General features: G+C 66.9%; 16 protein-coding genes. 9 read left to right on the forward strand and 7 right to left on the reverse strand.

Annotated features, from left to right (window positions below; all coding sequences use genetic code 11):
• Positions 1–70: 70 nt before the first annotated feature.
• The 4 genes from AQZ52_RS13930 to AQZ52_RS18585 form a co-directional block, all read right to left on the reverse strand.
• Positions 71–6,460 (reverse strand): beta strand repeat-containing protein, encoded by a 6,390-nt coding sequence (locus AQZ52_RS13930; RefSeq protein ID WP_067911907.1) that lies wholly within the window; start codon positions 6,458–6,460, stop codon positions 71–73.
• A 346-nt stretch (positions 6,461–6,806) separates the two neighbouring features.
• Positions 6,807–7,997: an SO2930 family diheme c-type cytochrome gene (locus tag AQZ52_RS13935; RefSeq protein ID WP_067911910.1), complete on the reverse strand. Its 1,191-nt coding sequence runs from the start codon at positions 7,995–7,997 to the stop codon at positions 6,807–6,809.
• Between the two features lie 14 nt (positions 7,998–8,011).
• Positions 8,012–9,241 (reverse strand): parallel beta-helix domain-containing protein, encoded by a 1,230-nt coding sequence (locus AQZ52_RS13940; RefSeq protein WP_067911912.1) that lies wholly within the window; start codon positions 9,239–9,241, stop codon positions 8,012–8,014.
• Positions 9,242–9,270: 29 nt separating this feature from the next.
• Complete coding sequence (locus AQZ52_RS18585) at positions 9,271–9,438, reverse strand: hypothetical protein (protein WP_156424938.1); 168 nt, start codon at positions 9,436–9,438, stop codon at positions 9,271–9,273.
• A gap of 215 nt (positions 9,439–9,653) precedes the next feature.
• Here AQZ52_RS18585 and AQZ52_RS13945 point away from each other — a divergent pair, with 215 nt between their 5' ends.
• The 3 genes from AQZ52_RS13945 to AQZ52_RS13955 all read left to right on the forward strand — a co-directional run bounded on the left by AQZ52_RS13945 (position 9,654) and on the right by AQZ52_RS13955 (position 13,879).
• Complete coding sequence (locus AQZ52_RS13945; RefSeq protein ID WP_067911915.1) at positions 9,654–10,052, forward strand: DUF2946 family protein; 399 nt, start codon at positions 9,654–9,656, stop codon at positions 10,050–10,052.
• Between the two features lie 87 nt (positions 10,053–10,139).
• Positions 10,140–12,467, forward strand: a complete 2,328-nt coding sequence (locus AQZ52_RS13950) for a TonB-dependent receptor (RefSeq protein WP_067911916.1) — start codon at positions 10,140–10,142, stop codon at positions 12,465–12,467.
• Positions 12,468–12,469: 2 nt separating this feature from the next.
• Positions 12,470–13,879 carry a PepSY-associated TM helix domain-containing protein gene (locus AQZ52_RS13955; RefSeq protein WP_067911919.1) on the forward strand — a complete coding sequence of 470 codons (1,410 nt, stop codon included), beginning with the start codon at positions 12,470–12,472 and terminating at the stop codon, positions 13,877–13,879.
• A gap of 36 nt (positions 13,880–13,915) precedes the next feature.
• Here AQZ52_RS13955 and AQZ52_RS13960 read toward each other — a convergent pair whose 3' ends face one another.
• The 3 genes from AQZ52_RS13960 to AQZ52_RS13970 are packed head-to-tail and all read right to left on the reverse strand — an operon-like array spanning position 13,916 to position 19,241.
• Positions 13,916–16,294 carry a hypothetical protein gene (locus AQZ52_RS13960; protein ID WP_067911922.1) on the reverse strand — a complete coding sequence of 793 codons (2,379 nt, stop codon included), beginning with the start codon at positions 16,292–16,294 and terminating at the stop codon, positions 13,916–13,918.
• On the reverse strand, positions 16,291–18,186 hold the full coding sequence (locus AQZ52_RS13965) for a hypothetical protein (RefSeq protein ID WP_067911924.1): 1,896 nt from the start codon (positions 18,184–18,186) through the stop codon (positions 16,291–16,293). Before AQZ52_RS13965 ends, AQZ52_RS13960 begins: the two co-directional genes overlap by 4 nt.
• A complete protein-coding gene (locus AQZ52_RS13970) occupies positions 18,183–19,241 on the reverse strand; it encodes a hypothetical protein (RefSeq protein WP_156424939.1) in 1,059 nt (352 codons plus the stop codon). Before AQZ52_RS13970 ends, AQZ52_RS13965 begins: the two co-directional genes overlap by 4 nt.
• A gap of 308 nt (positions 19,242–19,549) precedes the next feature.
• On the opposite strand from AQZ52_RS13970, the gene AQZ52_RS13975 reads away from it, so the two are divergent.
• From AQZ52_RS13975 to AQZ52_RS14000, 6 genes are all read left to right on the forward strand, one after another.
• On the forward strand, positions 19,550–20,146 hold the full coding sequence (locus AQZ52_RS13975) for a hypothetical protein (RefSeq protein WP_156424940.1): 597 nt from the start codon (positions 19,550–19,552) through the stop codon (positions 20,144–20,146).
• Between the two features lie 401 nt (positions 20,147–20,547).
• Positions 20,548–23,466, forward strand: coding sequence for a CHAT domain-containing protein (locus tag AQZ52_RS13980; protein WP_067911930.1), 2,919 nt, complete (start codon positions 20,548–20,550; stop codon positions 23,464–23,466).
• The gene (locus tag AQZ52_RS13985; protein ID WP_067911931.1) at positions 23,463–24,155 is read left to right on the forward strand and encodes a response regulator transcription factor; all 693 of its coding nucleotides are present in this window, start codon (positions 23,463–23,465) and stop codon (positions 24,153–24,155) included. Before AQZ52_RS13980 ends, AQZ52_RS13985 begins: the two co-directional genes overlap by 4 nt.
• Entirely contained in the window at positions 24,152–25,501 is a 1,350-nt protein-coding gene (locus AQZ52_RS13990; RefSeq protein WP_067911934.1) for a sensor histidine kinase, read from the forward strand. The genes AQZ52_RS13985 and AQZ52_RS13990 overlap by 4 nt, the downstream gene beginning before the upstream one ends.
• Entirely contained in the window at positions 25,494–26,060 is a 567-nt protein-coding gene (locus AQZ52_RS13995) for a hypothetical protein (protein WP_067911937.1), read from the forward strand. The genes AQZ52_RS13990 and AQZ52_RS13995 overlap by 8 nt, the downstream gene beginning before the upstream one ends.
• Before the next feature lie 94 nt (positions 26,061–26,154).
• A partial coding sequence (locus AQZ52_RS14000) for a hypothetical protein (protein WP_420806449.1) occupies positions 26,155–26,558 on the forward strand: 404 nt, incomplete at its 3' end.

Below are 26,558 nucleotides of genomic sequence, written 5' to 3' on the forward strand. Positions count from 1 at the left end.
CGCGCAGGCCCGGCAAAGCGGAAGAGGTGGCGGGCTTGGCCGGGCCTCTTCCGCTTGCTGTTCGCCCCGTTCAGATCAGCACCAGATCGCCGGCGTGATGGATCAGCCCGAGCCCGCCGAAATCGTGCACCGCAAGCGGCAACGCGTCGGCTTCCCAGCCGGGCAGTGCCGCGCCATGATCGGCCGGTGCCGTATCAATCGGCTGGATGTGCGAATCCGGCAGAGCCGCCTCGGCAGGCGGTGCCGGGAAGTGGAACGCATCGGCATGGTGCAGCGCTTCGTGCGACTGCGCTGCCGGAGGATCGCCGATCAGGATGTTGCCATAGAAGCCCGAGCCCGCCGCTTTGGTCGTCACCGTCAGTGTGGCGGTCAGGTTCAGCGTGCCGGAGCCATAGGCCGGGGCGGTCAGGCTGCCGACATCCACCGCATGATTGGTGAAATAGGTCACCGCCGCCGCGGCGGTGGAGAACGTTTCGCTCACCACCGAACTGCCATTGGCGGTAATCGTCAGCGTCACGCCCGTCACGCCCGTGGCCCCGAAACTCTTGCCGCCAAAGAAGCCCAGGATGAGGTGCTCGCGCACGGCAAGCTGGGAGAGGTCGACGGTAAGGTTGAAGGACGCCGTAACCGTCTCGGCACCCGCCGCCAGCGAACTGTGGCGCCCGCCCACCTCGGCAATCGCGAAGTAGGATGGCGAGGCGGTGTTGAACGCCGCCTTGATCGCACTGTTGGCCGAGAGGATGGCGGTGACATCCGCTGCCTGCGGCTTGCCGGCAATCTGCACCACGCCTTGCGAGGTGGTGTCCATGGCCGCTGCCGCCACACCGATGGTCGCGACAACCTTGTCGACAACCGTGCTCGAGGTCGAACCGCCGCCATAGAGCGTGCTCGAGGTGTTGCCCGAGACATCACGCACCAGCGCCCCGGCGGTCAGGTGGGCATCGGCAGAGGCACTCGCCGTGCCCGCCTTGCCCGTCGCCGTGGCCGAAGCAATGCCGGAGCTGCTCGTCGTGCCGGTGCCGCCGTGGGCCGCGACGGACACGTTGGTGGTGGTGCCGGAGCCGATGCCGGTGGCCATGGCGACCGAGCCCTTGCCGCCCGCGGTCGAACCCGTACCGCCATAGCCGCCATTGGCCGTGACATTGAGGCTGAGCGTGCCGGTGCCTGTGCCCGTGCCGCTGGCCGTGGCGGCACCGCCCGCACCCCCTGCGCCGGACGCGTTGCTGCCGCCATAGCCGCCCGATGCCGAAACGATGATGTTCAGCGCGGCGCTGGCATGGGGATTAATGGCATCGTCGAACACAAGGCTCGAGCTGGCAAGGCCGCCCGCGCCGCCGGTCCCGCCGCTCGAGCTTCCGCCCGAACCACCATAGGCCGTCTGGCTGAGGTTGAGGGTGCCGCTGTTGCTGCCCGCCTTCACCGCATTGGTGATCGTGCTGGCAGCGCCCGCGCCGCCGACCGCGCCGTTGTAGCCCGCACCGCCGCTACCGCCATATTCCGTGGCCGTAGCCGAGACCTGCCCGTTGCCGTTGCTGCTCGCCGTCGCCGCCGCGTTGCTGGCGACACCGCCCGCACCGGCAGTCTTGCCTGTACCGTTGGCCGAACCGCCATTTCCGCCGTTCGCCTGCGCCTGGGCCGCGATCGTGGAATTGCCGGTGGCCGTGCTGATCGCGGTGGCAGACGCCGCCGCCCCGCCGCCCTTGCCAGCCGCACCGCCGCCGGTTCCCCCCACGGCGCCGCCGCTGCCGCCAGAGGCGACGGCATAGACGTTGACGCCAAGCACGCCGGTGACGGTGATGCCTGATGTCGCGGCGCCGCCGGCGCGACCATTACCGCCGTCATTGGCGCTCCCGCCGCTTCCGCCCGAGCTCGACGCCTGCCCGTAAATCAGGTTCGACCGCTGGGCGGCGACGTTGTCATCGTAGGTGAGGTTCGAGGTGCCTGCCCCGCCGAGCCCGGCAACCGAGGTAGCCGACCCGGCGTAGATGTTGCCGCCCGCGCCGCCGATGGCGTTCTGCGTCAAGCTGAGCGAGCCGGCGTTGGTCGAGCCGCCGGCCGCATTGGTCAGCACGCTGGCCGTGCCATTGCCGGCATCGGCACCGTTGTAGCCGGTTCCGCCGGCACCGCCCGTCTGCGTCACGCTTGCCGTGGCGCTGCCGCTGCCTGCCGTCTTGGCAAAGGCAACCGATGCCGAGGCAAGCCCGCCCTTGCCAGCGACCTTGGTGGCGCCATCGGCGTAGCCGCCGGTTCCGCCCGTGACGGCAACTGTCGCGGTGACGTAATCGCTGCCCACGGAAAGGCTGTTCACCACGCCTCTGCCGGTGGCCTTGCCGCCATCGCCGCCGTTGCCGGTGCCCCCGGCACCGACGTTGCCGCCCGCACCGCCGCTGGCCGCAACCGTGACCGAGGCGGATTTTACGCCGACCGCGCGGGCGCTGGCCGTCGCGCTGCCGCCGGCGAGCGCGTTGCCGCCGCCGAGATTGCTTCCGCCGCCGCCGCCCACGGCGGTTACCGAGGCGCTGATCTGATTGCTCTTGGTCGCCTGCAAGGTGTCATCGAACGCAATCGCCGAGGCCGCCGCCCCGCCAACGCCGGAAACCCCGCCAGTCGAATTGCCACCCTGACCGCCATAGGCGTTCTGCGTGAGGGCAACAGTGCCGCCCACCGACTTGCCTGTCACCGTATTGGACAGCGAACTGGCGCCGCCAGCGCCGCCGTTCGCACCGTCCAGGCCGTTGCCGCCGGACCCGCCCGTCTGGATGACACTGGCGCTGGCCGTGCCGTTGCCCGCCGTGATCGCAGAAGCGGAGGACCCGCTCGCAGCAGCACCGGCGCCGGCTGATTGGCCGGTGCCGGTGGCATTGCCACCCCGGCCGCCCATCGACGTGGCTGAAGCGCTCACCGAATCGGTCGAGGTGCTGGTGGTGACGGCATCGACCGTGGCACGGCCAGCGCCGCCCTTGCCCGCAGAGCCCGCGCCGGTTCCGCTGATCGAGCCGCCGGTACCGCCGGTCCCGTAGGCCGTGGCGGAGACCGCGCGCGTGCCGGTAATCGTGGCCGCAGCGGTTCCCGCGCCGCCAATAGTCCCGTCTGCGCCGCTGCTTGCACCGCCGCCCGAACCGCCATTGGCGGTCACGCTCGCATTAACCTGGACACTCTTGTTGGTGTTCGTGCGATCATCGAAGGTCAGCTTCGACGTTCCCGCACCGGCGGCACCCGCCGCCGACGTCGCCATGCCGTTCGCGGCGCTGCCGCCCGAACCGCCTGAGGCGGTCTGGCTGAGCGAGAGCGTCCCGCCCAATGTCGAGCCGGTCACCGCGTCGGTCAGCGTGCTGATCGCGCCTGCGCCTGCGCTCGCGCCATTGTAGCCGGTACCGCCCGAACCGCCGGTCTGCGTCACCGTGGCACTGACATAGCCATTGCCGGCGGAAATCGCACTGGCCTTGGTGAGGCTGGCAACGCCGCCCGCACCCGCTGTCTTGCCCGCACCGTCACCATAGCCGCCGGCGGCACCGTTGGCCGTTGCCGTGGCCGAGACGGACGCATTGGTGGCGGTCGTCGATGTCGCGCTGGCACTGGCAGTTGCTGTCCCGCCCTTACCGCCGATACCGCCACCGGAGCCGCTCACCAGACCGCCGCTGCCACCATAGGCCGAACTGGTGACGCTTACGCCCTTTGTCGCGGTGATCGCAGCCGTGCTCGTTGCCGCGCCGCCTGCCTTGCCCGACCCGCCGCCGCTGTTGCCGCCGCCGTTGCCGCCCGTGGCTGCGGTGTTGACGTTGATCTGTGCGCTCTTGGTAGAGGCCGCCGCATCAGAGAAAGTGAGGCTTGATGCCGCCTTGCCGCCTACGCCGGATTCGCCGCCGTTGCTGGCGCTGCCCCCGCTGCCGCCAACGGCGGACTGCGTCAGCGAGAGGGTACCGCCATTGCTCTTGCCCGTCACGGCGTTGGCAAGCGTGCTGCCGCCGCCCGCGCCCGCGTTCGCGCCGTTGAACCCATTGCCGCCCGAGCCGCCACTCTGGCTTGCGGATGCGGAGACCTGGCCGTTCCCGGCGCTGGTTGCCGATGCGGATGATCCTGCCTCGACCGCGCCAGCACCTGCTGTCTTCCCGGCACCATCGGCGCTGCCGCCGCCCGCGCCATAGGCCAGCGCATTGGCGGAAACGGACTCGTTGCTGGTCGTCGTCGATACGGCGGTCGCTTGCGCGGTTGCCTTGCCACCTGCACCGCCCGTTCCGGCGCCGCTGCCGTTCACGATGGCGCCCGCGCCGCCATAGGCCGTGCTGCTGGCAGAAACCGCGCGGGTCCCGGTGATCGTGGAGGCCGCGATGGCTGCGCCGCCCGCCACGCCGTTCTGCCCGCCACCGACAGTGCCGCCGCCGCCGCCATACGCATTGCTCGCGGCAGAGATCGTGGCGCTCTTGTTGGTGTTGACGGTATCGGTGAAGGTGAGCTTGCTGGTCGCTGACCCGGCAAGCCCGCCGCTGCCGCCGTTCGAACTGCCACCCGTGCCACCATTGGCGGTCTGCTGGAGCTGCAGGTAGCCACCCTTGCTCGATCCGGTAACGGCATTGGTGATGGCGGAAGCCGCACCTGCGCCGCCGCTCGCGCCGTTGTAGCCGTATCCACCGGCACCGCCGGTCTGGAACGCAGAAGCCGTCACATAACCGCTGCCGGCCGAACTCGCGCTCACCGCGCTGACCGCACCCTTGCCGCCCGCACCGCCGGTCTTGCCCGCACCGTCGCCATAGCCGCCCGCGCCGCCGTTGGCGGCTGCGGCTGCGGAGATTGATTCGCTCCCGCTCGTCGTGCTCGTCGCCGCAGCCGAGGCGCCGGCACCGCCGCCCGCGCCGCCCGTTCCGAGCCCGCTGGTCGAGGTGTAGCCGCCGGTGCCGCCGCCCGCAGAAACACTCGTGTTGACGCTGCGCGCACCGGTGATCGCACCAAGCGCCGTTGCGCTGCCGCCCGCCTTGCCATCAAACCCGCCCAGTGCATTTCCGCCCGCGCCCGCATTCGCCGCAATGTTGGCGGTGAGCGAATTGCTCTGCTTGACCTCGGCGTTCTCGCTGAACGTAAGGTTGGAGGTGGCCGAACCGGCCGCGCCGGCTGCCGTTCGCGAGGAGCCGCCCGATCCACCCAAGGCCGACTGGCTGAGCACCAGCGAGCCGCCGTTCGAATGGCCGCTCACCGCATTGGTCAGCGTGCTGTTGGCCCCGGATCCCGCAGCGGCATCGTTGCTGCCACTGCCGCCGCTGCCCCCGCTCTGCGTCAGCGTGACGTTGACGATCCCGGCCCCTTCCGTCGTCCCGCGCGCGGTCGACGATTTCGCCACGCCGCCGTTGCCGGCGGTCTTGGCGGCACCATCGGCCGAGCCGCCGCCGCCCCCGTTTGCCGCCACGGTGATGCTGACCTGCTGGCTGCCGGTGGACTTGCTGGCCGCAAGGCCGGTGGCCGTGGCCGTTCCGCCGTTGCCACCCGTGCCGCCGCCGCTGCCGGAGACGTAACTTCCCGAGCCGCCATTGGCCGTGCCATAAAGGGAAATGCTGCCCGCGCCGGTGATATTGGCATTGGTGGTTGCATTGCCGCCCGCCACGCCGGAGCTGCCCTTCGCGCCGGAACCGCCCGTACCGCCTCCAGAGGCGATCGAGACGCTGATGCTGGCGCTCTTGGTGGGACTTGCCGTGTCATCCACGGTGAGCCGCGAAAGCGCCGACCCCGAGGCGCCGACGAGGCCACCGTCGGTGCCGCCTCCCCCGCCGCCATAGGCGGACTGGGTCAGATAGAGACTGCCGCCATTGGTATAGCCCGAAACCGCATTGGTCAGGCTGCTCGAAGCGCCGGCCCCGCCATCGGCACCGGAATAACCATAGCCGCCATTGCCGCCCGTCTGGCTGGCGACGGCACTGGCCGATCCGCTGCCGGCCGTGCGCGCGGTTGCCGTGGTGCCCGAAACCGTGCCACCGGCCCCACCGATGTGCCCCGGATCAACGGCATACCCGCCCGTACCGCCGGTTGCCGCGTTTGACGCATAAACGGTATCGGCCGTCGCCGCCGTATTTTCGGCAAGGACGCTCGCTGTGGCAGCGCCGCCAGCCCCGCCGTTGTTGCCGACGCCCGGGGTTAGGCCGCTGCCGCCGGTGCCGCTGCTGCCACCCCCGCCGCCATTCGCGGTCGCTATCGCAGACGCGCCGCCAGCCCGCGACGTGGTCGCCGATGCGCTGGCCGCGCCGCCCGCGCCGCCGGCCCCTGCATTGCCGCCCGTGCCCGAACCGTTGCTGGCGCCATTGCCGCCCGCGCCGCCGGAGCCGCCATAGGCCGCCGCACTGTTGCTGCTGTCTGCGGGGGTCGACGTGACCGCCGAGGCATCGCTGCCGATGGTACCATCAGCTCCGCCTGCACCGGGGGTTGCGCCCGCAGCGCCATTGCTACCAGCCGTGCCGTTGATCGTAACAGAGCTCATCGCGTACCTCTTCCGAATGCAGACCAGCGCGCAAAATCCGCGCTGGCGAACCAGATTGATGCGACCACTCAGTTGGCGAGATCAAAGGCAACGAACAGGCAAACAGGACCGTTCCGGGGACGCCTTCCTCTCAGTGACATAGGTACCTCTGCTCATTGTCAAAGGCAAACCGGTTCGTGAGGAAATATGTCCGGATCGATCAGAACCTGTGCCCCGACAGCGCCGGACGGCTGGACTTGCACGCCAGGCAAACCGGCAAAACAGACTTTCGGTTCAGAACGCCATCACGGAAAACGTCCGAGGCGGAGCAGGGCGGAGCGAGGCGGCTCTGACCTTTCCTGCCTCGCTAGCGCACCTCGGATGCGAGCCGGCACTGGCCGTCCATCCGGGCGATCCAGTTGGCGAGCAGGGCCAGGCCCTCGGCATGGACGAGCGAACGGCCGAGTTCGGGCATCATCGTGCCGGGTTCGTTCGAGCCGACGCGGTAGAGCAGGATCGAGCGATCAGGCTCGCCGGGCGCGACATCGAACGGCCGCCCGCCCCCGCCGTGCCCGCCGGCCACGATCTGCTTGCACAGACCGGTGCGCGTCGGGTTTGTCCAATCTGCACCGTGTTCGTGGCCCTGATCGAACCACAGCCCGGTGGTACGCGCGGCTCCGACCGGTGAATGGCAATGGCTGCAATTGATATCGAGGTAGCTGCGCGCGCGCGCATTCAGTGGCAACCGCGCATCGCGCCAATCGACATTCGCCGGGATCTCAGCGGCTGCCGGCTTCCCGGTCAGCAGCCCGAGCCGGACCAGCCGCGCGAGTTGGTTGATATCACCGAAGGCACCGGGGAAGCGGCGATTGAGGTGGCGTGCCTTGATCCCGATGGGTTCGATCCGGTTGATCGCACCCTTGGTGTAATCGGGCGCATGGCAGCCGGCGCAATCGCTGGTGCCCGGCACGACATAAACGAACGATGTGCGCGCCGCTCCGTCGACCAGCGTGAGCGGGATCGTATCGCCGACGCGTTCGAGCGTGGCGTCGCGCTGGTCCTCGTCCCACACATAGGGCAGCGCGATCCAGCCCGCGGCGCGGCGGACCAGCAGACGCGTTTCCATCAGCCGCACCCGGCCCACCCGAAGGCCGCCAACGCCGGTCTGGTAGTCCGCCGGGTGGGCCTTGAGCACCTCTTCACCGCCCGGCTGCGCAGTGGGGGCGAGCGGGTAGTAGAAGGTCTTGGCGATCACCGTGCCCACCGGCAGATCGAGCACGCGATCAGGATCGTAGGCGGCCTTCGCTCCCTTCGGCAGGAACAGGACGCGCCACTTCAGCGCATAATCGCTGAACAGCGGCGTCGCGAGATCGTAGGTGACGCTGCCCGCGCGCGCCTTGAGCATGCCGCCTTCACGGTGGATCAGCCCCCAGGCAGAAAGGCGGGCGGGAAACGCACCCGGCGCGAGGCCGCTTTCCCCTGCCGCGCGGCCGAGCAGAGCCGAGCCCAGAAGCAGGGCAAGTAACGACCAAAGAGCGAGGCGCAGTCGCGTGGACATGGCAGGGGCGTACTTCAGGGGATCACGACGGCTTTCTGTCGCGGGAACGCGCTGCAATCGCGACCCGGGATCAGGGTGAGCTGCCCCGGATGCGCGGCATCGAGCCGGACGAGCTTGTCGCCCCCTGCCGCCACGCAGATGCCGTTGTCACCGCCATCGCTGCGGGCAAAGCCGTCCCACACAAGGTTCACGCTCTGCCCGGCGGCCAGGATCGCTTGCGCTGCCGGAAACAGCGCGTTGTCGGGCGCGCCGCCGGTGCCGGTTATCACGTTGTTCGCGATCAGCACGCGCTCGGGATAGGGATCATGTGCGCCGGGCGATCCCGCCTCGATTTTGTAGTTGGTTGAATAATCGCTGGCGATGGCGATGCCTACGGTGTTGTTGCCGCGGATCACGTTGTCGAAGATCTCGACGTCGTCGTTGGCCAGCACGATCATGCCGGTGCCCGCAGGGACGATGCTGACCGCCGTGCCCTTGGCGCCGAAATTGGGCGTGTTGTTGGCTTCCGACACGTTGTTGTGCAGGCGGGTGAAGCCGCCCGGCTTGGGCAAGTTGGGCATGTTGAAGACAAGGATGCCGCCGGTGTTGCCGGTGGCCACATTGTCGTAGACGTCGGCATGGGTGGAGTTCTCGATCTCGATCCCGGCAACGTTCTGCTCGGCGCGGTTGCGGCGCACGATGATATTGTCCGATTGGCCGACATAGATGCCCGCATCGGAGGAGCCGAAGACCTCGCTGTCCTCGATCAGCACATCCGTGCAGCCGACCGGATAGAGCCCGTAGGCACCGTGGGTGGCCTTGTCCGGATTGGTCCAGCGCACGCGCACAGCGCGAATGGTAACGCCCTTGGTGCCGTTGACCTTGACCCCGTCGCCCTTGGTGTCCTGCACGGTGAGGTCGGCCAGCGTGAAGCGGTCACCCGTCACCTGGAGGCCGACCGGCCCCGACACCATCCCGGCGAACGACAGCACCGTCCGGTCACGCCCGGCGCCGCGAATGGTGACCCCCGGCGCGGTGAGCGAGAGGCCCCGCATCAGCTTCCACTTGCCCTCGGGGATCGTGATGACATCGCCGGGCCTTGCATCGAGCAGCTGTTCGGCAAGGTGCTTTTCAAAGGCGCGGTCGGTGACGAACCCGTCGGCATCGGGCGCGCCCGGCGCGGCCAGCGCGGGGGAGCAAAGCGCCATGACGCAGGCAGCGGCGCCGGCCAGCAAGGCGCGGTGCGTCGGGGTGGCAGCCTTCATCCTCGTCTCCTCATCTCCGGCAAAACCGGTCAATACGTCACGATCACGCTGCCACCGTGGAAACGGGGCGGCGAAAGGCAGGTATGGGGCGTGCCGGACATGGCCACCGCGATGGCCTCGATCCCGATCATGGCGCGCGCGCCGCGAACGTTTTCTGCCCAGCCCGAGAATGTCGGGCGCTCGCTTGCAGTCTTCACCCCCAACCCCGCGGCTTGCCGTGCCGGCTCTGCGCGCCTGCAGGCTGGCCGGTTCGCATGTTGAACACCGCCCTGCCCCCTTTGACAACTTGAATTCGCAGCGAACTGAAGTTCGATGGCTATACCCGGCGCATCGGCCTTAGGACGCAAACCGGCGCAACCGTCACCATATTGCCGGGTGACAAGCCCGCCTTCTGCGCCTATGGGCCGCGCCGATGCAGACCTTGCGCGTCTTTTTCCGCGGGCACTACCGGCTGGCCATGCTGCTGGCCTGCCTTGCGCTCGTGCTCAAGGCGGCGGTGCCGAGCGGATATATGGTCGGCTCGCAAGGCAGATCGCTCACGATCCTCGTCTGCGGCGATGTGTCCGGCGACCACCTGACCAAGCAGATCACGATCCCCGCCAGCGGAAAGAGCGACGGACAGGCCAAGGCCGGGGACACCTGCCCCTATGCCTCGCTGTCGTTTGCGTCGCTTGAAGGCGGACTGCCGCCGTTCATCGCGCTGGCCATCGCGTTCCTGCTGCTGCTCGGGTTTGCGCCGGTACGCATGCCCAGCCTTGCGGGCACACGCCATGTCCGCCCTCCGCTGCGCGGCCCACCCGCGCTGATCTGACAGACTGACCGGCCTCACCGCGCGTGAGGCTTCCTGACAGATCGTCCCCGCGCGCCGCCGTGCGTGCCGGGCAAGCGGATACCACCCATGAAGACTTCATTGATCGCGCTCAGCCTTGCGCTGAGCATGGCCGCGCCTGCTTGGGCGCAAGACACCGCCGCTCCGGATGCCGAGGCTTCGGACACATCCATCCTCGTTGTCGGGCAGAAGGACGCGCCGATCGAAATCGCCCCGCGCGGGCTTGCCGTCAGCCTCGGCGCGCAACAGTTGGAGGCCGTCAACGCTTTCAACACCGAGGACCTGATGAAGTACGCGCCCGATTTCTTCGTGCGCAAACGCTACGCGGGCGACAGCAACGGCGTACCCGGATTTCGCGGCACCCATTCGACGCAAAGCGCCCGCACGCTGGTCATGGTCGATGGGTTTGTGGTCTCCAACTTCCTCGGCAACAGCTTCGGCTTCGCCCCCAAATGGGGGGTCGTCGGCCCCGGTGAAGTGAAGCAGTTCGACATCGTCTACGGCCCCTATTCGTCGCGCTATCTCGGCAATGCGATGGGCGGTATCGTCAACATCACCACCCGCGCTCCGGACCGCACCGAGGCCTTTGCGACCGTGCAGGGCTTCATCCAGCCCTACCGGCAGTTCGCAACGGGGGATGATTACGCCGGCTTCTCGGCCGAAGCCGGCGTTGGCCTGAAGCAGCATGATGGCCCCTGGTCGCTGCGCCTCACCGGCCGCTATTTCCGCAACACAGGCCAGCCGATGACCTTCCTGGGCCTCTCACCCGTGGCGGGCGGCGGCGGCACCCCCGTTACCGGCGCGGTGGTTGATCCCGAACATGTCCGCGCCGCAGCCGCCGGAACCGGCATCCCCGGTGCCCCGGGCACGGCCGGCAGCCCCTATTTCGCGGCGCAGTCCCCGGCGCGGATCACACAGGAGCAGGCGAAGCTCAGGATCGGCTACGAGAACGGCGCGGTGACAGGCCAGTTCCTCTTCGCGTTCTGGCACAACGAGGACAGCCAGACCGCCCCCGATTGCTATCTGCGCGATGCGGCGGGCAACGCCGTTTGCGAAGGCCGCGTGAGCATCGGGGCGCAGAGCTACATCGCCGCAGGGGCCAACTGGTCGAAAACCCTGCGCGACGAATACCTTGCCGGCCTCAAGCTCGCGGCCGACATCGCCGCCCATACCACCGCACGGCTGGCCATTTCGACTTATCAAGTGCCGCGCACCGATACCTTCACATCGAACGGCCCTCTGGCAGGGCGCACGGGGGGCGCTGGCACGCTGGCCGGGCAAGGGCCGACGGGATGGTGGACCGGCGATTTCACGCTCGAGAACCGCACCGCCCGGCGCGCGCTGGCGCTTGGCCTCACCGCCAATGCCTACCGCACAGACCAGACCCGCTCCACGCTGAACGACTGGACAAGCGCGGCAGGCAAGGCCTTTTCCACCCGGACCTTCGGGAAGACCCGCCAGCTTTCCGCCTGGGGCGAAGCGCAGCTTTTCCTTGACCCGCTCACCATCACGCTCGGCGCACGCTATGACAACTGGCGCGCTTACGATGGCGGCCTTGCAAGACTGGGCACGACCGGGCCGCTGGCGGGGCAGCCTGTGGCGAACGCCTATGCGGCCCGCAGCAACGAGGGCGTCAACGGCAGCCTGGCGTTCGAATATGCTTTGGGCGCGCATACCAGCCTGCAGCTCAGCCTCGCGACGGCAACGCGCTACCCCACCGTCGGCGAGCTGTTCCAGGGCAGTCTCAACGGGGACGGCAGCTTCAATCCCAACAGTTTCGATCCGGCGCTGAAGCCGGAACGCAGCAAGGATGCCAACCTCATCGCCGTGCATGATTTCGGCTGGATGAAGCTGACGGGTTCTGCCTTCTTTCAGCGCGTGGACGACACGATCTTTGCGTTCGTGGGCTTCAATCAGAACGGGATCACGACATCGACGTTCAAGAACATAGCGCTCACCCGCCAGTTCGGGTTCGAAGGGATCGCCGAGACCCGGAACTGGCCGCTCGAGGGCATGAACATCGATTTCAACGCGGCCTATATCGATTCGAAAACGCTACGCAATCCGGCGGCTCCAGCCGCGGAAGGGGTGCAGTTTCCGCGCATTCCCAAGTGGCGCGTCAACGCCAACCTGCGCTACGATCTGACGCGCGCACTGCAGGGTTCGGTCGGCCTGCGCTATGCCAGCCGGCCCAACACCGATCTGTTCGGCCTCCAGCGCGGCGATACCTTCGGCTTCACCTCCGAACTGTTTGCGCTGGACCTGCGGCTCAACTGGCAGGTCGCCGAGACGCTGCGGCTTTCTGCTGGGATCGACAATCTTACCAATGATCGCGCCTGGGTGTTTCATCCCTATCCCCAGCGCACGTTCCTCATCGAAGCGGGCTGGAGGCTCTGATCATGGACCGCACATCGCTCTATCGCACCATCTGGCGCTGGCATTTCTATGCCGGGCTGTTCGTCATGCCGATGGTGGTGATCCTGGCGCTCACCGGCGCGGCCTACCTGTTCAAACCGCAGGTCGATGCATGGGAGGAGCGCGCCTGGCGCGGCCTCCCGGCAGAGCGGACGGTCTCCGCCGACGCGCAGGTCAAGGCGGCGCTCGCCGCTTTCCCGGGCAGCCGGCTCGAGTCCTACCGCCTGCCGGAAGCCGAAACCGACGCAGCGCTGATCCACCTCGCGCTTCCGGACCGCGCCATGCGCGACGTGTTCGTCTCGCCCGAAGGCCGGGTCGTCGGCGCGCTCGATCCCGAGTGGCGGATCATGCAGGTGGTGCACGACATCCACGGGCAGCTGCTGATCGGCAAGCGGGGAAGCTGGATTGTCGAGCTAGCCGCCAGCTGGGCCATCGTGATGATCCTCAGCGGGCTCTACCTCTGGTGGCCCACCGGGCGCGGCCTTGCCGGCGTGGTCTGGCCGCGGTTCGGCAGGGGAGCCAAGATGCTTTGGCGCGATCTTCACGCCGTCACCGGCTTCTGGGTCTCGGGGCTCGCATTGGTGCTGCTGGTCACCGGACTGCCGTGGGCCGACGTCTGGGGCAGCGCATTCAAGGCAGTGCGGACGGAGATGGGGTGGGTCAAGGGTCAGCAGGATTGGACCATCGGCGGCGCCCCTGCGGGCGCTGATGAACACGCCGGGCACGATCACGCGGCCATGGCGGCCATGGCAGGCTCAATGCCCGCCGCGATGCACCGTATGCCCGATGGCACCATGATGGCTGGCCCCGCCATGTCCGGCGTCTCGCTCAGCGAAATCGTGGCCGAGGCGAAGGGCCTGCACCTCCCCTTCCCGGTCATCGTGACCCCGCCGGGTGGCGTCCGGCCGTTCGGCGGCAAGCCGCAGGCCGGCTGGTCGGTGCGCTCCGATACCCAGAACCGCCCCTTGCGCGCGGCGCTGACCTTCGATCCGATGACCGGCCGCGAAACATCGCGCGAGGTCTTTGCCGACAAGCACGTGATCGACCGGATCGTCGGCTATGGCGTTGCCTGGCACGAAGGCCAGCTGTTCGGCCTTGCGAACCAGCTCATCGGTGTGGCGACGGCGGTGATGCTGGTCACGCTGGCCGTGACCGGGTTCATCCTGTGGCGGCGGCGCAAACCGGCTGACCGGCTTGGCGCCCCGCCCCTGCCCGCCATGCCCCCGCGTATCGGCGGCGTAGTCGCCATCAGCCTCGCCCTTGCCGCGCTGCTGCCCCTGCTGGCGATCTCGATGGCCGTGATGCTGCTGATCGAGTTTGCCCTGTTGCGGCGTCTGCCCGTTGCCGCACGCTGGCTGGGATTGCGACCTGTGCGGGGGGCGTCAGTGCCATAGGGCCAAAGCTGTTCAGTCAGCCCCGCAGGCCATGAATCAGGGCGCCTTGGTCGGCGGAGATGCGTTGGCGGATGCGGTAACCGCCCCGAGGATCGCGCGGGCCGGGCAGGCCTTTCCGATGCAGTTGAGGATTCTGTCCACTTCAGGATCATCACCCGAGGACTTCATCGCTGCGAGGGCGCGGCCGAACCTGTCCATCCGATCACGCATCGTGGATGAAAGCACCCAGTTCAGCGCTACCGCACCGGTCTTGTCGGGATCCTGAGCAGGCAGTGGCAGCCCGAGGCGGAGATAGCCGATCGCTTCCGGTCCCATCGTTTTGCCGGATCCGTTGGTCGCCTCGGAAATGCGCTTGGCGTCATAGTGCTGGCGCGCGGACCAGGTGTTGATGAAACCCTGCTGGATCAGCGAAATCTCAAAGAGAAGCGGCCCCCATCTGGAACTGACCGGCTTGTTGGCGTGTGGCGTTTCCGCCCCTTCGGCGGACGGTTGCGACTGGCTGTTGGTCGGCGCGTAAAAGCGCTCGATATCTGCGGGATCAGCCCGATCTACGTTGTCGATATCGATGATGTAGACAGGATGCAGCACCTTGAGGTCGGGATCCGGATTGAGCCGGCCCGCGACAAAGCGCGCCAGATCGTAGGCTGTCACGAGGCCGGATGAGTCGAAATAGCCCCCGTCCACCAGATGGCCCTGCGGATTCTTTATAACACGGCCCTGCCGATCCCTTTCAACGTCGTCTGGCGTGCGCCCGGGCGGGCTGACGACAGGGAACCGGGCACTGTTGTGGATCGCGCTTGCGCCATCGATGCCGTGTCCATGGGCAAAGTCGCTGGTGAAATCGTAGGCGTTAAGGAACGTCTGGTAAAACTGATCCTGGCCAGCGACGTGCGAGGCCCTGACCGGGGAGAAGATCACGCGGCGACCGGTTTTGACATGGGTGCTGTTGGCGAAAACCAGCGGCACCCAGCCGGCATCCTTGCGCGGGTTGGTCCAGGGCGCGGTGTAATCCAGCCTCAGCGGATCGATGCGGGGCCGGCAGGCGTGCGTGAATGGCTCGTCGGCCCGCTCCGGTTCATGCTGCCAGCCCTGACGGAAGCCTTCCTCCAGAAACCAGCCGCGGCTGGGCAGAAAGGGAAAGGGGCTGAACATCTGGGCCAGATTGGGATTGAACATGCCTGCCAGGACCGGCGAAAGATAATCGGCACCGAGCACCCGTTGGACGAAGCGCGTTGCCTCCGGATTGCTGCGGCAGGATGCCGGCACCGCACTGAGCCATGCGGCATAATCATAGGCGCCGAGCGATCCGCCCGAAACGCTGCTGATGGCAAAGACGTTTTTCGTGAACTCGCCGTGCGTCTTTTGGTCGAGCGCGGCGAGTACGGTGCCGGTCCAGTAGGCCGCGCGCGATGCCCCCCCGGGGGCGGCGACGATGAAGATCGGATCACCCGGCGCGTGCGCCGATTTCCACTTCTCCAGTGCCTCGTCGAGGGTCGGCCGATCCGGCCGGTAGGTCCCCGAAACCGTGATCGTATGAACATCGTTGAATAGGCTCGAAAACAGCAGAAAGCCGAAGACGAGCGTGAACAACGGCACTTTCGCCGGTCGCAAGAGCCAGATCAGCAGCGACAGGCCCGGTACGATCAAGCCGATGGCGAAGAACAGGATCGCCGGGGCGCCGATCCAACCCACCACATGAACAGATGCTCCCAGCAGGTACCCACAGGAAAAAAACCCGAGTATCAACAAGCTGATCGCCAGCGTCACGGAAGCAAAGGTACCCTCGTAGGGGGTCAGCGTCCGCGCATTGTCACCCGACATCCGGGTGTAGAGCAGGTCGAAGATGCCCGAACCCGCCTCATCTTTGGCATATCGCGTTTTGAACCAGACCTTGCGCTGGATGAAGAACACCATCAGCAGGACAATTCCTGCCACGAGAGACAGCGTGCCGGGCCGCCACAGCGATTTGGAATCGGCACTGACAACGCGGGCGATCGCCAGCAGCGCCAGCCCAAACGGAAAAATTCCGAAGCCCCTCCTGACCCACCGGAACCAGCAAGGCTGCTCTTTCGCCTCGTCGTTACTCAGCCCCGGCGTGAACTTGTAGAGAATGGCGGGCCAGTACCACATCGTCAGGCCCGAAAAGCAGCAGGCCAGCCACAACCAGGTCCAGTTGGCTAAAAGGCGCACTTGCGTGGCCGATCCCCAATCGAACTCCCAGGGCGGTTTGTCCGTTTCCGCAAAGCTGCGCATGACATCGCGCGCAGGCGACAGACACAGCATCGCCGTGCCGACGCCAATGCAGAGCAGCGTCTGAAACGTAAGATGCCGGAACGGTCTCGACCAATTGCGCAGCGCCTCCAGCCGGTCCTTGCAGCGCGCCACGAAGACCCATTGCTGCAATGGCCGGCTCATGGCTTGGCGGTCTCCCCGCCCGCCCCCTTGGAGGCGACTTGCTGCAGGACCAGAAGGTCCTGGTTGTAGTCATCGAGGATGCGCTCGAAGCTGTCCGCAGCGGTCTCACCCAACACGTCCTGCGCGGCGACCAGCTTAGCCTGTTTGGCCTTGGCCTCGGCCAGCGCCGAAGTGGCGGCGGCATGGGCGATGTCGGCGCTGTCCTTGCCGGTATAGGCATCCTGCAAGGCGCGGTCCGCATCGGCGCACGGCTGGTCGGCGGCCCCGCACTGCGCACGCATGTCCCGCGCGTGGGCAATCTCGTCTTGGGCCTTGTTGCGCGCGGTGACAGCCTCAGCGAGCGCAGTCTCCGCCTTGCCGACCTCGGTCGTCTGATCTTTCAGCTTCGCTTCGAGGGCGGCCTTGCGGTCGATGAACATCTGCTTGGCGGTATCGAGCCGCTGGCGCGTGCGGGCGCGCAGCGCCGCCAGATCGAGCCCGCCCAGCGAAGGCGCGCCGATCCCGTCGCCCGAAACGACACTGCTGGCGAGGCCCAGCAACCGCTGGCCAACACCCACTCCAACACCCCCGGCACCGCCAGTGCCGGCCGTAGTGGCCACCTTGACCGCCGTGCCGATAAGCGCACGCGCGGCTTGGCTGTAAGCGGCAAGCAGCTTGGTCGGATCATTGGAGAACGATTTGAGATCCCAGTTGCCGATATCATCCTTGATGAAGGCCATGGCCACCTCGCCCGTGCCGCTGGCGTAGACCTGATTGACCTTCTCCCAGTAGAAATCGTCCGTCAGCAGGTTGATCGCCCGTGTGCGATCAACCTGCCGCAGCGCGCCATGATTGCCCGGCAGGCTGGCGTTGAACCAGTCGAACACGTCGATGAATTCGGTCGTGCCGGAATCGCGCAGGAAATCGCCGGTCGGGAACTTGCGGGCCATTTGTGGCGATGATTCACAGTTAGGGTTGGAATTGACCGCACAGAACTTCGAAAGGACATGATTGCGCGCCGCGATCTGGTTGGAAAATTCCGCCAGCGTATAGGCAATCGCCAGCGCATGATTGCGCACGCGCCGGTCGCCGGGCACGAAGCCGACGAGGCTGTTGGTGATCGAATAGGCCTTCACCTGCATCAGCGCGGCGATTGTGGCGACTTCGCGCGTGAGATTGCTGACGATCTCCGCTGGTGTCAGGTTCGGCGTTATCCCAGCCTGGAAATAGGCTTGCGGCACGGCTTCGGCAGCAAGCGGCGCTTCGTCGACCTTTGGCAATGTGCGGATGGCGGTTGCATTGGCGCAGGCCTGCATGACAACAGGCACGCCATCCGAACTGAGCTTCTCGAAAGCGCTGATGATCGCGGCCTTGCTCTGGGCGCTGGCTGGATCGCGTTGTCCGGCAAGTGCCGCAGTGACAGTATCGGAAGTGACCGCTGCGCCCTGCCCCACGACACCCCTGTAGGCACTGTAGAGACCGACAAGTGCGGCCTGAGTCGCCGAGTAATCCTTTCTGATGCCCAGCACTTTGTAGAGGGGAAATTCGTTGATCCGGCAGATCTGGGCCCGGGCATCGGCGGCAGCTTCGATGGCACCTTGCAAGTAGGCGCAGCTGGCTCTTTTTCTGGAGTCCGGCGAAGGAGGACGGCACCCCAGCTCTGATTCATTCCACAAACTGTTTGCCGAACGCTCCAGCCCTGCCAGCGTCGTGACCGCTCCCGCCAGCAAGGCGGCTTCCTGCCCGATCTGGATTTCGAGCGACTGGCCGACCGGTCCCTTGTAAACCTCGACCTCCACCCGCATCATACCTGCCGCATGGGCGCTTTCCGCGCAGATCGGCAGCACCGCGAGGGCAAGCGCGGCGGAGGCATTGCCCCAGCGGGCGGCGGCGGTGGCGATACCCCTGTTCATGGCAACCTCGGCAGCGACGGAATTTTGGCAGCGGCAGGTGCCGGAGGATCGAACGCCGCGATGACCTGGTCGTAGATCGCCGCCGGCTCGGCCTCCGCCCGCCGCGCATCGGCAAGAACCCTAAGAGCTGACATGGTGTGCAGCATTTCGGTTGTGATCGCGTTCGCATCGGCCATGTTGGCACCCTTGGAAGAAAGCACCCGGCTGCTGTATTCCTGCATCGTGGCGATCAGCGGTGCGCTCGACGTCGTCATTGCCATGACCAGCCGCTCGTCCTGCTTGAACGTGCGGATGCCTTCGGGCCCCATGATCTGGAAGCCCCTCGCCAGCTTCTCACCCACCTGGCAGAATTGGCTGGATGCGCCGTCTTGCGGCGTTGCCGCAGCTGCTCCGGGTGCGGCGCCAACTTTGGCGAGAATGGCCTTTTCCGCATCGTCGATCCGCGCCAACAGATCGGCCTTTGTCTGTGCCAGTTCGCCCGAGAGCTTCGACACCTCGGCCTTCAGGGCCACAAGATCGGGATTGCTGACGGTGGGATTGGCGAGAAACGCCGTGATTGCACCTTGGAGATCGATAAGGAAGCCGGGTCCGAGTTTGGCCTTTGCCGGGTCTGCAAGGGCATTGTAGTAGTCGGTCAGGCCGCGGATCCTGTTCAACTGGTCGGCCGTGGCGGGCGCGATCTGCCCGGCGACGTTCCCCCCGGCGGCATCCTTGTCCGCGCCCTTGTCCTCATCCTCGATCTTCACCGATTTGCCGAACGGGTCGATCTCGCTCGCCTTCATCGTGCCGGACTCGAAGCGGATCTTGTTGAACATCGCGCTCGCCTTGCCCGTCATCCGGTAGCGGTAGAGCGTATCCGTCTGCGGCACGATCTGGCGGTAGTCGATCTCGTTGTTGTCTTCGCCCAGCTTTACCCGGGTGTGGGCATCCCAGCAGTAGTCGAAGGTGCGGAAGTAGTAGGTCGTCTGAAACCGCACCTGATCATCGACCTGCCCCGGACCAAGCCCCCGCGCCACATGCATCGAGACAGGCACACCGCAACCGGCAAGCGACAAGCAACACGCTGCCCCCAGGATGCATCGAACGCCAAGCAAAGCCCGCATCTACCGCCCCCACATATTGTGTGCCCACGGCCTGTGAATGCAGCACAGTTTCCAGACGGGAAAAAGACAATGCAGTCGCTTTAATTCATTCCAAACAGATTTAGTGCGAACTATATAGCTGGTTTTAAAGCGAATCTTGCGATATACAAAAATCTCTTCGAATATCGAATGAAATCTTCTTTCCTCGCCAAGATATTTTTGGCCACTCTCACCACAAAATCATCTTGCGATGATGAATGGGTACAAAGGGGAGAACAGCGATGTCACGTAAAGCACTGCTTGCAAGCTGCTTGGCAGCGACTGCATTTGTTTCGGGCTGTTCACCGCAAAAACCGGCGCACAAACCTGCATTTTCAGGTTTGCTGGCCGGTGATGGCATAACTTTCACTTCATCACCAGACGGCAGCACCCTCAGTCTGCTGTATGACCAGTTCGAAATCAAAACCGGGGCAGTTGTCGAAAAAGGCACGATCAACAAAGACAGAGTGGCGCAGCGCGGTTTCACGCTCGGAGTGATTGGCCCGAACGGCTCGGGATCGGCCAAAGCGCAAGAAGCGATACAGCTTTTTGTCCGCGGGTTTCACCATGCGCCCGCCGGGAGCTGGAGCCTGAAGGTGGAAGCCCCCGGCGGACCGATCGACATCACGCCGAAAGGGAGCGATGAGCCTTTCACGGCATGTCTGGCGCTTGCGGCCGACAAGGCGGCCATTCCCGTGCGCGTCACAATGACGCTCAAGGCACCTGTCCCGAGCGACACCCAGGTCACGGTCGATTCGATCGATATCGCCCGCACAGGCGGCGATTTGAAAGGGCCGCCGGGAAGCTGCCCGCCCGAAGCCCGTCAGACCGCAAAATAGGGTTCGCACCGGCTCCGCGTACCTGACCGGCGAGGTCTTGAAAGTGGGCGGGGACGATATCCGCACCCGCCCCCCGGAAGGAGGGGTTGCCACAGGCACTGGCATTCCGGGTCGCATAGGCCGCCGGTGCGCCATGGTTCCCTTCCGGGAAAGTCTGGATCCGGGGATCCTGATTGCCGGCCTCGATCCGCGGCGCCCCGGGGCACCTGGCCCCAAGCAGCCAGACGTCGGCTGTTGGGCAAAGGCTAGCGGGCCCCGCGCCTCCGGCCACCTTACAAACCCTGAAAGGGACTTGCGGTGCGGTTTCCTCTCTGCATTTGTAAGTATTCCGCGGGGGCGGGAGCGCCGAGAGACACCGGCATCGGATTTCTCGGGAGCAGCACGTTCGAAGGAGTGGCAACATGGGGCGGTCGAGACAGCACATCGGGCGTTCGGCCATCCTCGCGCTGCTGCTGGGCACGGCCGTGCCAGTCCTTGCCCAAGGCGCGCCGGCTGGCGTCTCGCTCCACGACCGGATCGCCCGTGCCGACAACGGAGACATGCCCTTCGCCAATCCGAAGGAGGAGCTCGCGGCGATGGAGGCGATGCGCGCCGAAGTTGCCAAAGGCATGAAGATCGACGCACGCGACCTGCTGGTTCTCGACAAGCTGCGCGCCGTTGCCACAGCGCATACCGGCGATTTTCCGGGGGCCACGGCCATGATGAACGATGTCGTGGCGCGCACCCGCGCGCAGCGGCTCGATCAGGATCCCATGATGGTCAGCTTCCTTGAAAACCTCGGAACAATGGAAAGCCTCCACGGCGATCCCTCGAAGGGGCTGACGGTGCTGCAGGCGGCGCTCGATCTCGTCGGCAGGCAGGCCGAGCCCGATCTCGACGAGCTTGCCGCGATCGAGGGCAATATCGGCTATTCCTACCTCCGCCTCGGCCGGGTGGTCGAGGCGATGCGCCACCTGCGCAAGGCCGTCGACGGGCGCTCGCCGGGAGGCAACACGCGGGTGGCCTACCTCGGCAGCATGAACACGCTGGTGAGCTCTCTCGCGAGGCTTGGCGACTACGACGAGGCGCTGCGCTATGCCGAACTCGGCCTGCAGCGCGCTGCGGAATGGCTCCCACCGAACCATGTCGGCTTTGCCTATTTCCACATGAACACGGCGACGACCTATGCCGATTCCGGACGTCTTGCGGAGGCGGAGGCCAGCTACCGCCGCGCGCTTACGGTGCTTGATGCACATCCCGGCATCAATGTCATGCTGGCCGGCGTCGCGGTCGGCAAGCTGGCCGATATCGCGGTGCGGCAGGGCCGGCTGGAAGAGGCCGAGGCGCTGGCGCGGCGCTCGCTCGAGGCGGTCAAGGACAACCGGACATCCGAACGGGGAGCGCTTGGCACCGGGTGGGTCCGGCTCGGGCGGATCCTGCTGGCGCGGGGCGACGATTCCGGGGCTGTTGCCGCAGTGGACAGCGCCAAAGCCGCCTATGTCGAACGCGGCGATACCGCAAACGATGTGTGGCAGGCGCACGAACTGCTCGCCCGCACACGCCTGCTGCAGGGCGATCCCGCCGCAGCCCTTGCCGCCAGTGGAGAGGCGCTGGGACTGCTCGCGGGCATTCTGCCTCTCGATGCACCCGAACGGATCGATGCCGAGGCCTTGCACGCCTTGATCCTCGCCCGGTTGGGCCGCAATACCGAGGCATGGGAACGGGCGCAGCCGCTGCTGGTGCGAATGAGCGCAGCGCTTGCCGATCCTCGCACCAGCCGCCGCGCGCGCCTTGCGATCGCCCCGTTCTATCGCAGCGCCCTGTCGCGACTGGCCGACGTGGCCGCCGCGTCCGGCCACCCGGCCGAGGCGTTCCGCACGGCGCAGCTTGCGTCCTTCACCGAGATCAGCGCCTCCAGCCTGGCGCTCGCCGCTCGCGCCGCCAGCCGTGATCCTGCCACCGGGGCCGACGTGCGCGCGGTTCAGGACTTGCAGGAACGCATCGACCACCTCGGCCGCGAACGCAGCTTCGCGCAGGGCAAGTCGGCCGAACAGACCGCCCGGATCGACGCCGATCTCAAGACCGCCCAGGCTGATCTCGATACCCGCCTTGCCGCGCTGCGCCGCGCCTTTCCGGATTACGACGCGCTGACCCTGCCCGCGCCGCTGGATCCTGCGGCTGCGCAGGCCGGGCTGCGCGCCGATCAGGCGCTCTTGCTGCCGGTGCAGAGCGATGACCGGCTGACGAGCCTTGTGCTAACCCCCGCCGGGCTCACCGTCAGCAGCGCCCAGCTTGCACAGCGCGATGCCAACCGCGCGGTACAGCGCCTGCGCGCGCATCTCGATGGCGGCGCGGGCGCCACCACGCCGTTCGATGCAGGCGCCGCGTGGCAGCTTGGCGGTGCGATCTTCACCAAGCCGGCGCTTGCAGCGCTCGCCCGCAGCCGCGAGATCGACATCGTCGGCTCAGGCCCGCTGATGACCTTGCCGCCTGGCCTCCTGCTGCTGACCGCGCCGCAGCCGCGCACGGGCACCCCCGATCTCGCCACCCTTTCCTATGCCCTGCGCCGCTTTGCCTTTGCCGTGCGGCCCACCGTGGCAAAGGCATCGCCACCCACCGCCGGTGCGGCGGTCGCCTTCCTCGGGGTCGGCGCTCCCGTGCTCGGCCCGTCCAACGAAGTGCTGCGCGGCGCGGGTAGCAGCGCGGGCCTCCTGCGCGGCAGCGTCGCGGATGCGGCCACGTTGCGCGCACTGCCGAGCTTGCCGCGCGCCGGGGACGAACTGACGGCCATGGCACGCGCGCTCCCCACGAACGGCAGCGTCCTGCTCACTGGCCCGGCCGCTTCCGAAGCAGCGGTGCGCGCCCAGCCCCTCGCGCGCTTCGGGCTGCTTGCCTTTGCCACACATGGCCTCATCAGCGGCGAACTGCGCGGGCTTGACGAACCTGCGCTCGTGCTGACCCCGCCCACCGCCGAGCCGCGCAGCAGCGACGATGACGGCCTCCTTACCGCATCCGAGATCGCCGGACTCAAGCTCGACGCGCAGTGGGTCATCCTCTCCGCCTGCAACACCGGCGCGGGCACGGAAAACGGCGCAGGCGGCTATTCCGGCCTTGCGCGCGGGTTCATGCAGGCGGGCGCGCGCAGCCTGCTCGTCTCGCTCTGGCCGGTGCGCGACGATGTCGCCGCGCGTTTGACCGTGGAAGCGGTGCGCGGGGCTGTGCGGGGGTTGAGCAAGGCCGAAGCCCTGCGCCGGTCCGAACTCCGGCTGATTGCCGACCGCAAGGTGCCCGGAGGAGCCGATCCGGCGATCTGGGCGCCCTTTTCGCTGGTGGTGCAATGACCGCCGCCGTTCCCCGCGTCCTGCTGGTCGAAGATGAGGCCGAAGCCGCCGAGCTCGTGATCGAGGCGCTCGTCGGGGGCGGTTTTGACACCGAGTGGCATGCCTCCGCCGCCGCTGGTCTTGCCGCAGCCATCGCCGGCACCTTCGATGCGATCGTGCTCGACCGGATGCTGCCTGAAATCGAAGGCCTTTCCATCGTGCGGCGCCTGCGTGCCGAAGGGATCGCCGCACCGATCCTGCTGCTCTCCGCGCTCGCCCGCAGCGAGAACCGGGTGGAAGGCCTCGATGCCGGGGCGGACGACTATATCGGCAAGCCCTTCGAGCCGAGCGAACTGGTTGCACGCGTGCGCGCCCTGCTGCGCCGAACGACCAACCCGGTAACCGGCGTGCTCATGCTCTACGGCGAGATCGAGCTCCACGTGAAGGCGCGCACCGCGCATAGACAGGGCCGCCACGTGCCGCTCAGCCCCAAGGAGTTCGATATCCTCAAGTTCATGATGGATCACGCCGGCGACATGGTGACGCGCGAAATGCTGCTGCGCGAAGTCTGGGGCCTGAGCTTCGATCCGCAAACCAATGTGATCGACGTTGCGATGAGCCGCCTCCGCCAGCGGCTCGACGAAGGTTTCGCAACTTCCGCGATCGAGACCGTGCGCGGGGCCGGCTTCCGGCTTGTCGGCCACGCGTGACGCACCGGCGCTCCATCGTTGCGGGCGTGGCCGCAAAGGTTGCCGGGGTGATCGCCCTGGCCAGCGCGGTGATCTTCCTCGGCATCTTCCTTGCGGTGGACAGCGCCACGCGTGCGCTCACCCAGACCGCGATCGACACCGATCTCGCCGGGCTCGTCGAAGGCTATGCGATGGAAGGCCTGCCCGCGCTTCGGCGCAGCGTGGAAGACCGCCTCGCCTTCACCCCGCGCGGCGGCGAACAGCCCTGGTACCGCGTGGAAGACCGGCAAGGCCACGTGCTCGCGGGCAATCTCCCGATATGGCCCGATGCCCGCCCCGAAGTGTCGGCCGCCGGGACCCTGCGGATGGGCGATGGCACGCGGGTGCAATACCGCGTCACGCTGCTCGGGCGCGGGCTGCGGCTCCTCGTTGGCCGTTCGACCACCGCCACCGATCGCTCGCTCGCAGGGATCGGCACCTTGTTTGCAGCCGCACTGCTGGCCATGGCAGCGATCGCCTTTGCCATAGGGCGCTTTGCCGCGCGGGCGCTCAACCGCAGGCTGGGCGCGATCAATGCGGTCTTCGCACGCGTCGGGGTGGAAGGCCCTCAGGCGCGCGCGCAGGTTTCGGCTGCGGGTGACGAGATCGACACGCTGTCGGAAAACCTCAACCAGGTGCTCGACCGGGTCGATCACCTGCTCGCCGCGCGCAAGGAATTGAGCGACACCATCGCGCATGAAACCCGCTCGCCGCTCATGCTCATCGGGGCGCGCATCGCCAAGGCACGCGAGGCTGGCCTCGATCCGGAGGCGGACCAGCAACTGGAAAGCGCGCAAGGGCAGATTGCCAGCCTGCGTCGCATGCTGGATGCGCTGCTCGATATCGCATCCTCCGAAGCCCAGCGCGGCGAGATGAACAGCCTTGCGGAAACCGACCTGGGCGAGCTGGCGGGCCGGCTCGTCCAGCTCTACGAGCCCAGCGCCGAGGCGATCGGCCTCCGGCTCGAGGCGCATATCGCATCGCCGATCATGATGCGCGGCGATGCGGTGCAGCTTGCAAGCCTCATCGGCAACCTGCTCGACAACGCCTTCAAGTATGGCACGGCGGGCGGCGTGATCCGGCTGATCGTGGAACCCGGCCCGCGTATCGTCGTCGAAGACGAGGGTGCGGGCGTCGATCCTGCCATCGCCGCAACGCTGTTCGACCGGTTCAGCCGCGCGCATGCGGACGAAGGCGGCAGTCGAGCCGGGCACGGCCTTGGACTTGCGCTTGTCCGCGCGATTGCCGAGCGCCATGGCCTCCAAGTCCGATGCGAACCCACGCTTGTTACGGGAGACCGAAAGGGTGCGCGCTTTGTCATTGCCTGAACGCTGTCTGCTGGCCCTTGCGCCGCTGGCGCTGCTTGCAGCGGTACGCCCGCCTGAAAGCCCTGAGGATGCAGGTTCGCTCACACCGCTGTTCGTGGCAGGCGAGACCGCGCTGGCCGCGCATGATGCAGTCGGCCTGATGCAGGCCGCCATCGCACTCGCTACCAGCGGTGCAAAGCCGATCGAGGGCGAGCCCGACCTTGCCCGCGCGTGGGCGCACCAGGCGGTGCTTTGGGGTGCGCCGCCGGCGGTGATCCCTGCCGAACGCGGCCGCATGCTCGGTCCCGGCTACCGCGCGATCACGCTGAACGCGGGCAGCGATTTCCATACCCGGCAGGTCTTCACGGGCGGGCAGTCGGCGCGCGTCGAGGTTCTCGCGCTATCCGGAGGCGGCTTTACGCTCAGCGTCTCGGAAGACCAGTCAACTCCGCTCTGCCGCCGCACGGCGGACAGCGGCCGTGTCGCCTGCACATGGGTGCCGCTCTATTCGCTCCCGCACGATATCACCGTCAGCAATGCCCGCGCCCGGCCCGGTCGTTTCTATCTCGTGACCTACTGAAACCGCACCGCAGGCGAACCTTTCAGGACTTGTAACGTGCGCCCCTGCCCGCAGCGGCGGTACCGTTGCCGTGTTGTTCGATGGAGGGGTTGCCATGCTGAAGTCTCGTCTCGCCTTTGCCGGTTCCGCTGCAGCCGCCGCGCTGCTTTGCATCGGGTCTGTTCCGGCCAGTGCCGGCCTGATCGGCGGCATGATCAACAAATCGATCAACGGCCACGGCAATGGCCCGGTCTGGTTCGAACGGCAGGATGCGTTCAAAGGCCTTAATCAGGTCGTGATCGGCCAGTTCTCGGTCGTCTTCCTGACCAAGAAGGTCGATTTCTCGGGTGGCGGCTTCCTCTCCGCCAATGCCAAAGGCAAGGCCATCGGCCAGCTCAGCGGCGTCAGCCGGGAGGAGTACATGAGGATCACCGATGCGGTGTTCGAGGATTTCAAGACCAAGCTCGCTGCCAGCGGGATCACTCTGGTCGATCCGGCCGCCTACTACGCCTCGAAATA

This window comes from Novosphingobium fuchskuhlense (assembly GCF_001519075.1).
GTDB lineage: Bacteria > Pseudomonadota > Alphaproteobacteria > Sphingomonadales > Sphingomonadaceae > Novosphingobium > Novosphingobium fuchskuhlense.

Excerpts from the sequence above, each read along its gene's own strand:
- AQZ52_RS13930 (WP_067911907.1), bottom strand. The coding sequence starts at position 6,460 with ATGAGCTCTGTTACGATCAACGGCACGGCTGGTAGCAATGGCGCTGCG.
- AQZ52_RS13935 (WP_067911910.1), bottom strand. The coding sequence starts at position 7,997 with ATGTCCACGCGACTGCGCCTCGCTCTTTGGTCGTTACTTGCCCTGCTT.
- AQZ52_RS13940 (WP_067911912.1), bottom strand. The coding sequence starts at position 9,241 with ATGAAGGCTGCCACCCCGACGCACCGCGCCTTGCTGGCCGGCGCCGCT.
- AQZ52_RS13945 (WP_067911915.1), top strand. The coding sequence starts at position 9,654 with ATGCAGACCTTGCGCGTCTTTTTCCGCGGGCACTACCGGCTGGCCATG.
- AQZ52_RS13950 (WP_067911916.1), top strand. The coding sequence starts at position 10,140 with ATGAAGACTTCATTGATCGCGCTCAGCCTTGCGCTGAGCATGGCCGCG.
- AQZ52_RS13955 (WP_067911919.1), top strand. The coding sequence starts at position 12,470 with ATGGACCGCACATCGCTCTATCGCACCATCTGGCGCTGGCATTTCTAT.
- AQZ52_RS13960 (WP_067911922.1), bottom strand. The coding sequence starts at position 16,294 with ATGAGCCGGCCATTGCAGCAATGGGTCTTCGTGGCGCGCTGCAAGGAC.
- AQZ52_RS13965 (WP_067911924.1), bottom strand. The coding sequence starts at position 18,186 with ATGAACAGGGGTATCGCCACCGCCGCCGCCCGCTGGGGCAATGCCTCC.
- AQZ52_RS13975 (WP_156424940.1), top strand. The coding sequence starts at position 19,550 with ATGTCACGTAAAGCACTGCTTGCAAGCTGCTTGGCAGCGACTGCATTT.
- AQZ52_RS13980 (WP_067911930.1), top strand. The coding sequence starts at position 20,548 with ATGGGGCGGTCGAGACAGCACATCGGGCGTTCGGCCATCCTCGCGCTG.
- AQZ52_RS13985 (WP_067911931.1), top strand. The coding sequence starts at position 23,463 with ATGACCGCCGCCGTTCCCCGCGTCCTGCTGGTCGAAGATGAGGCCGAA.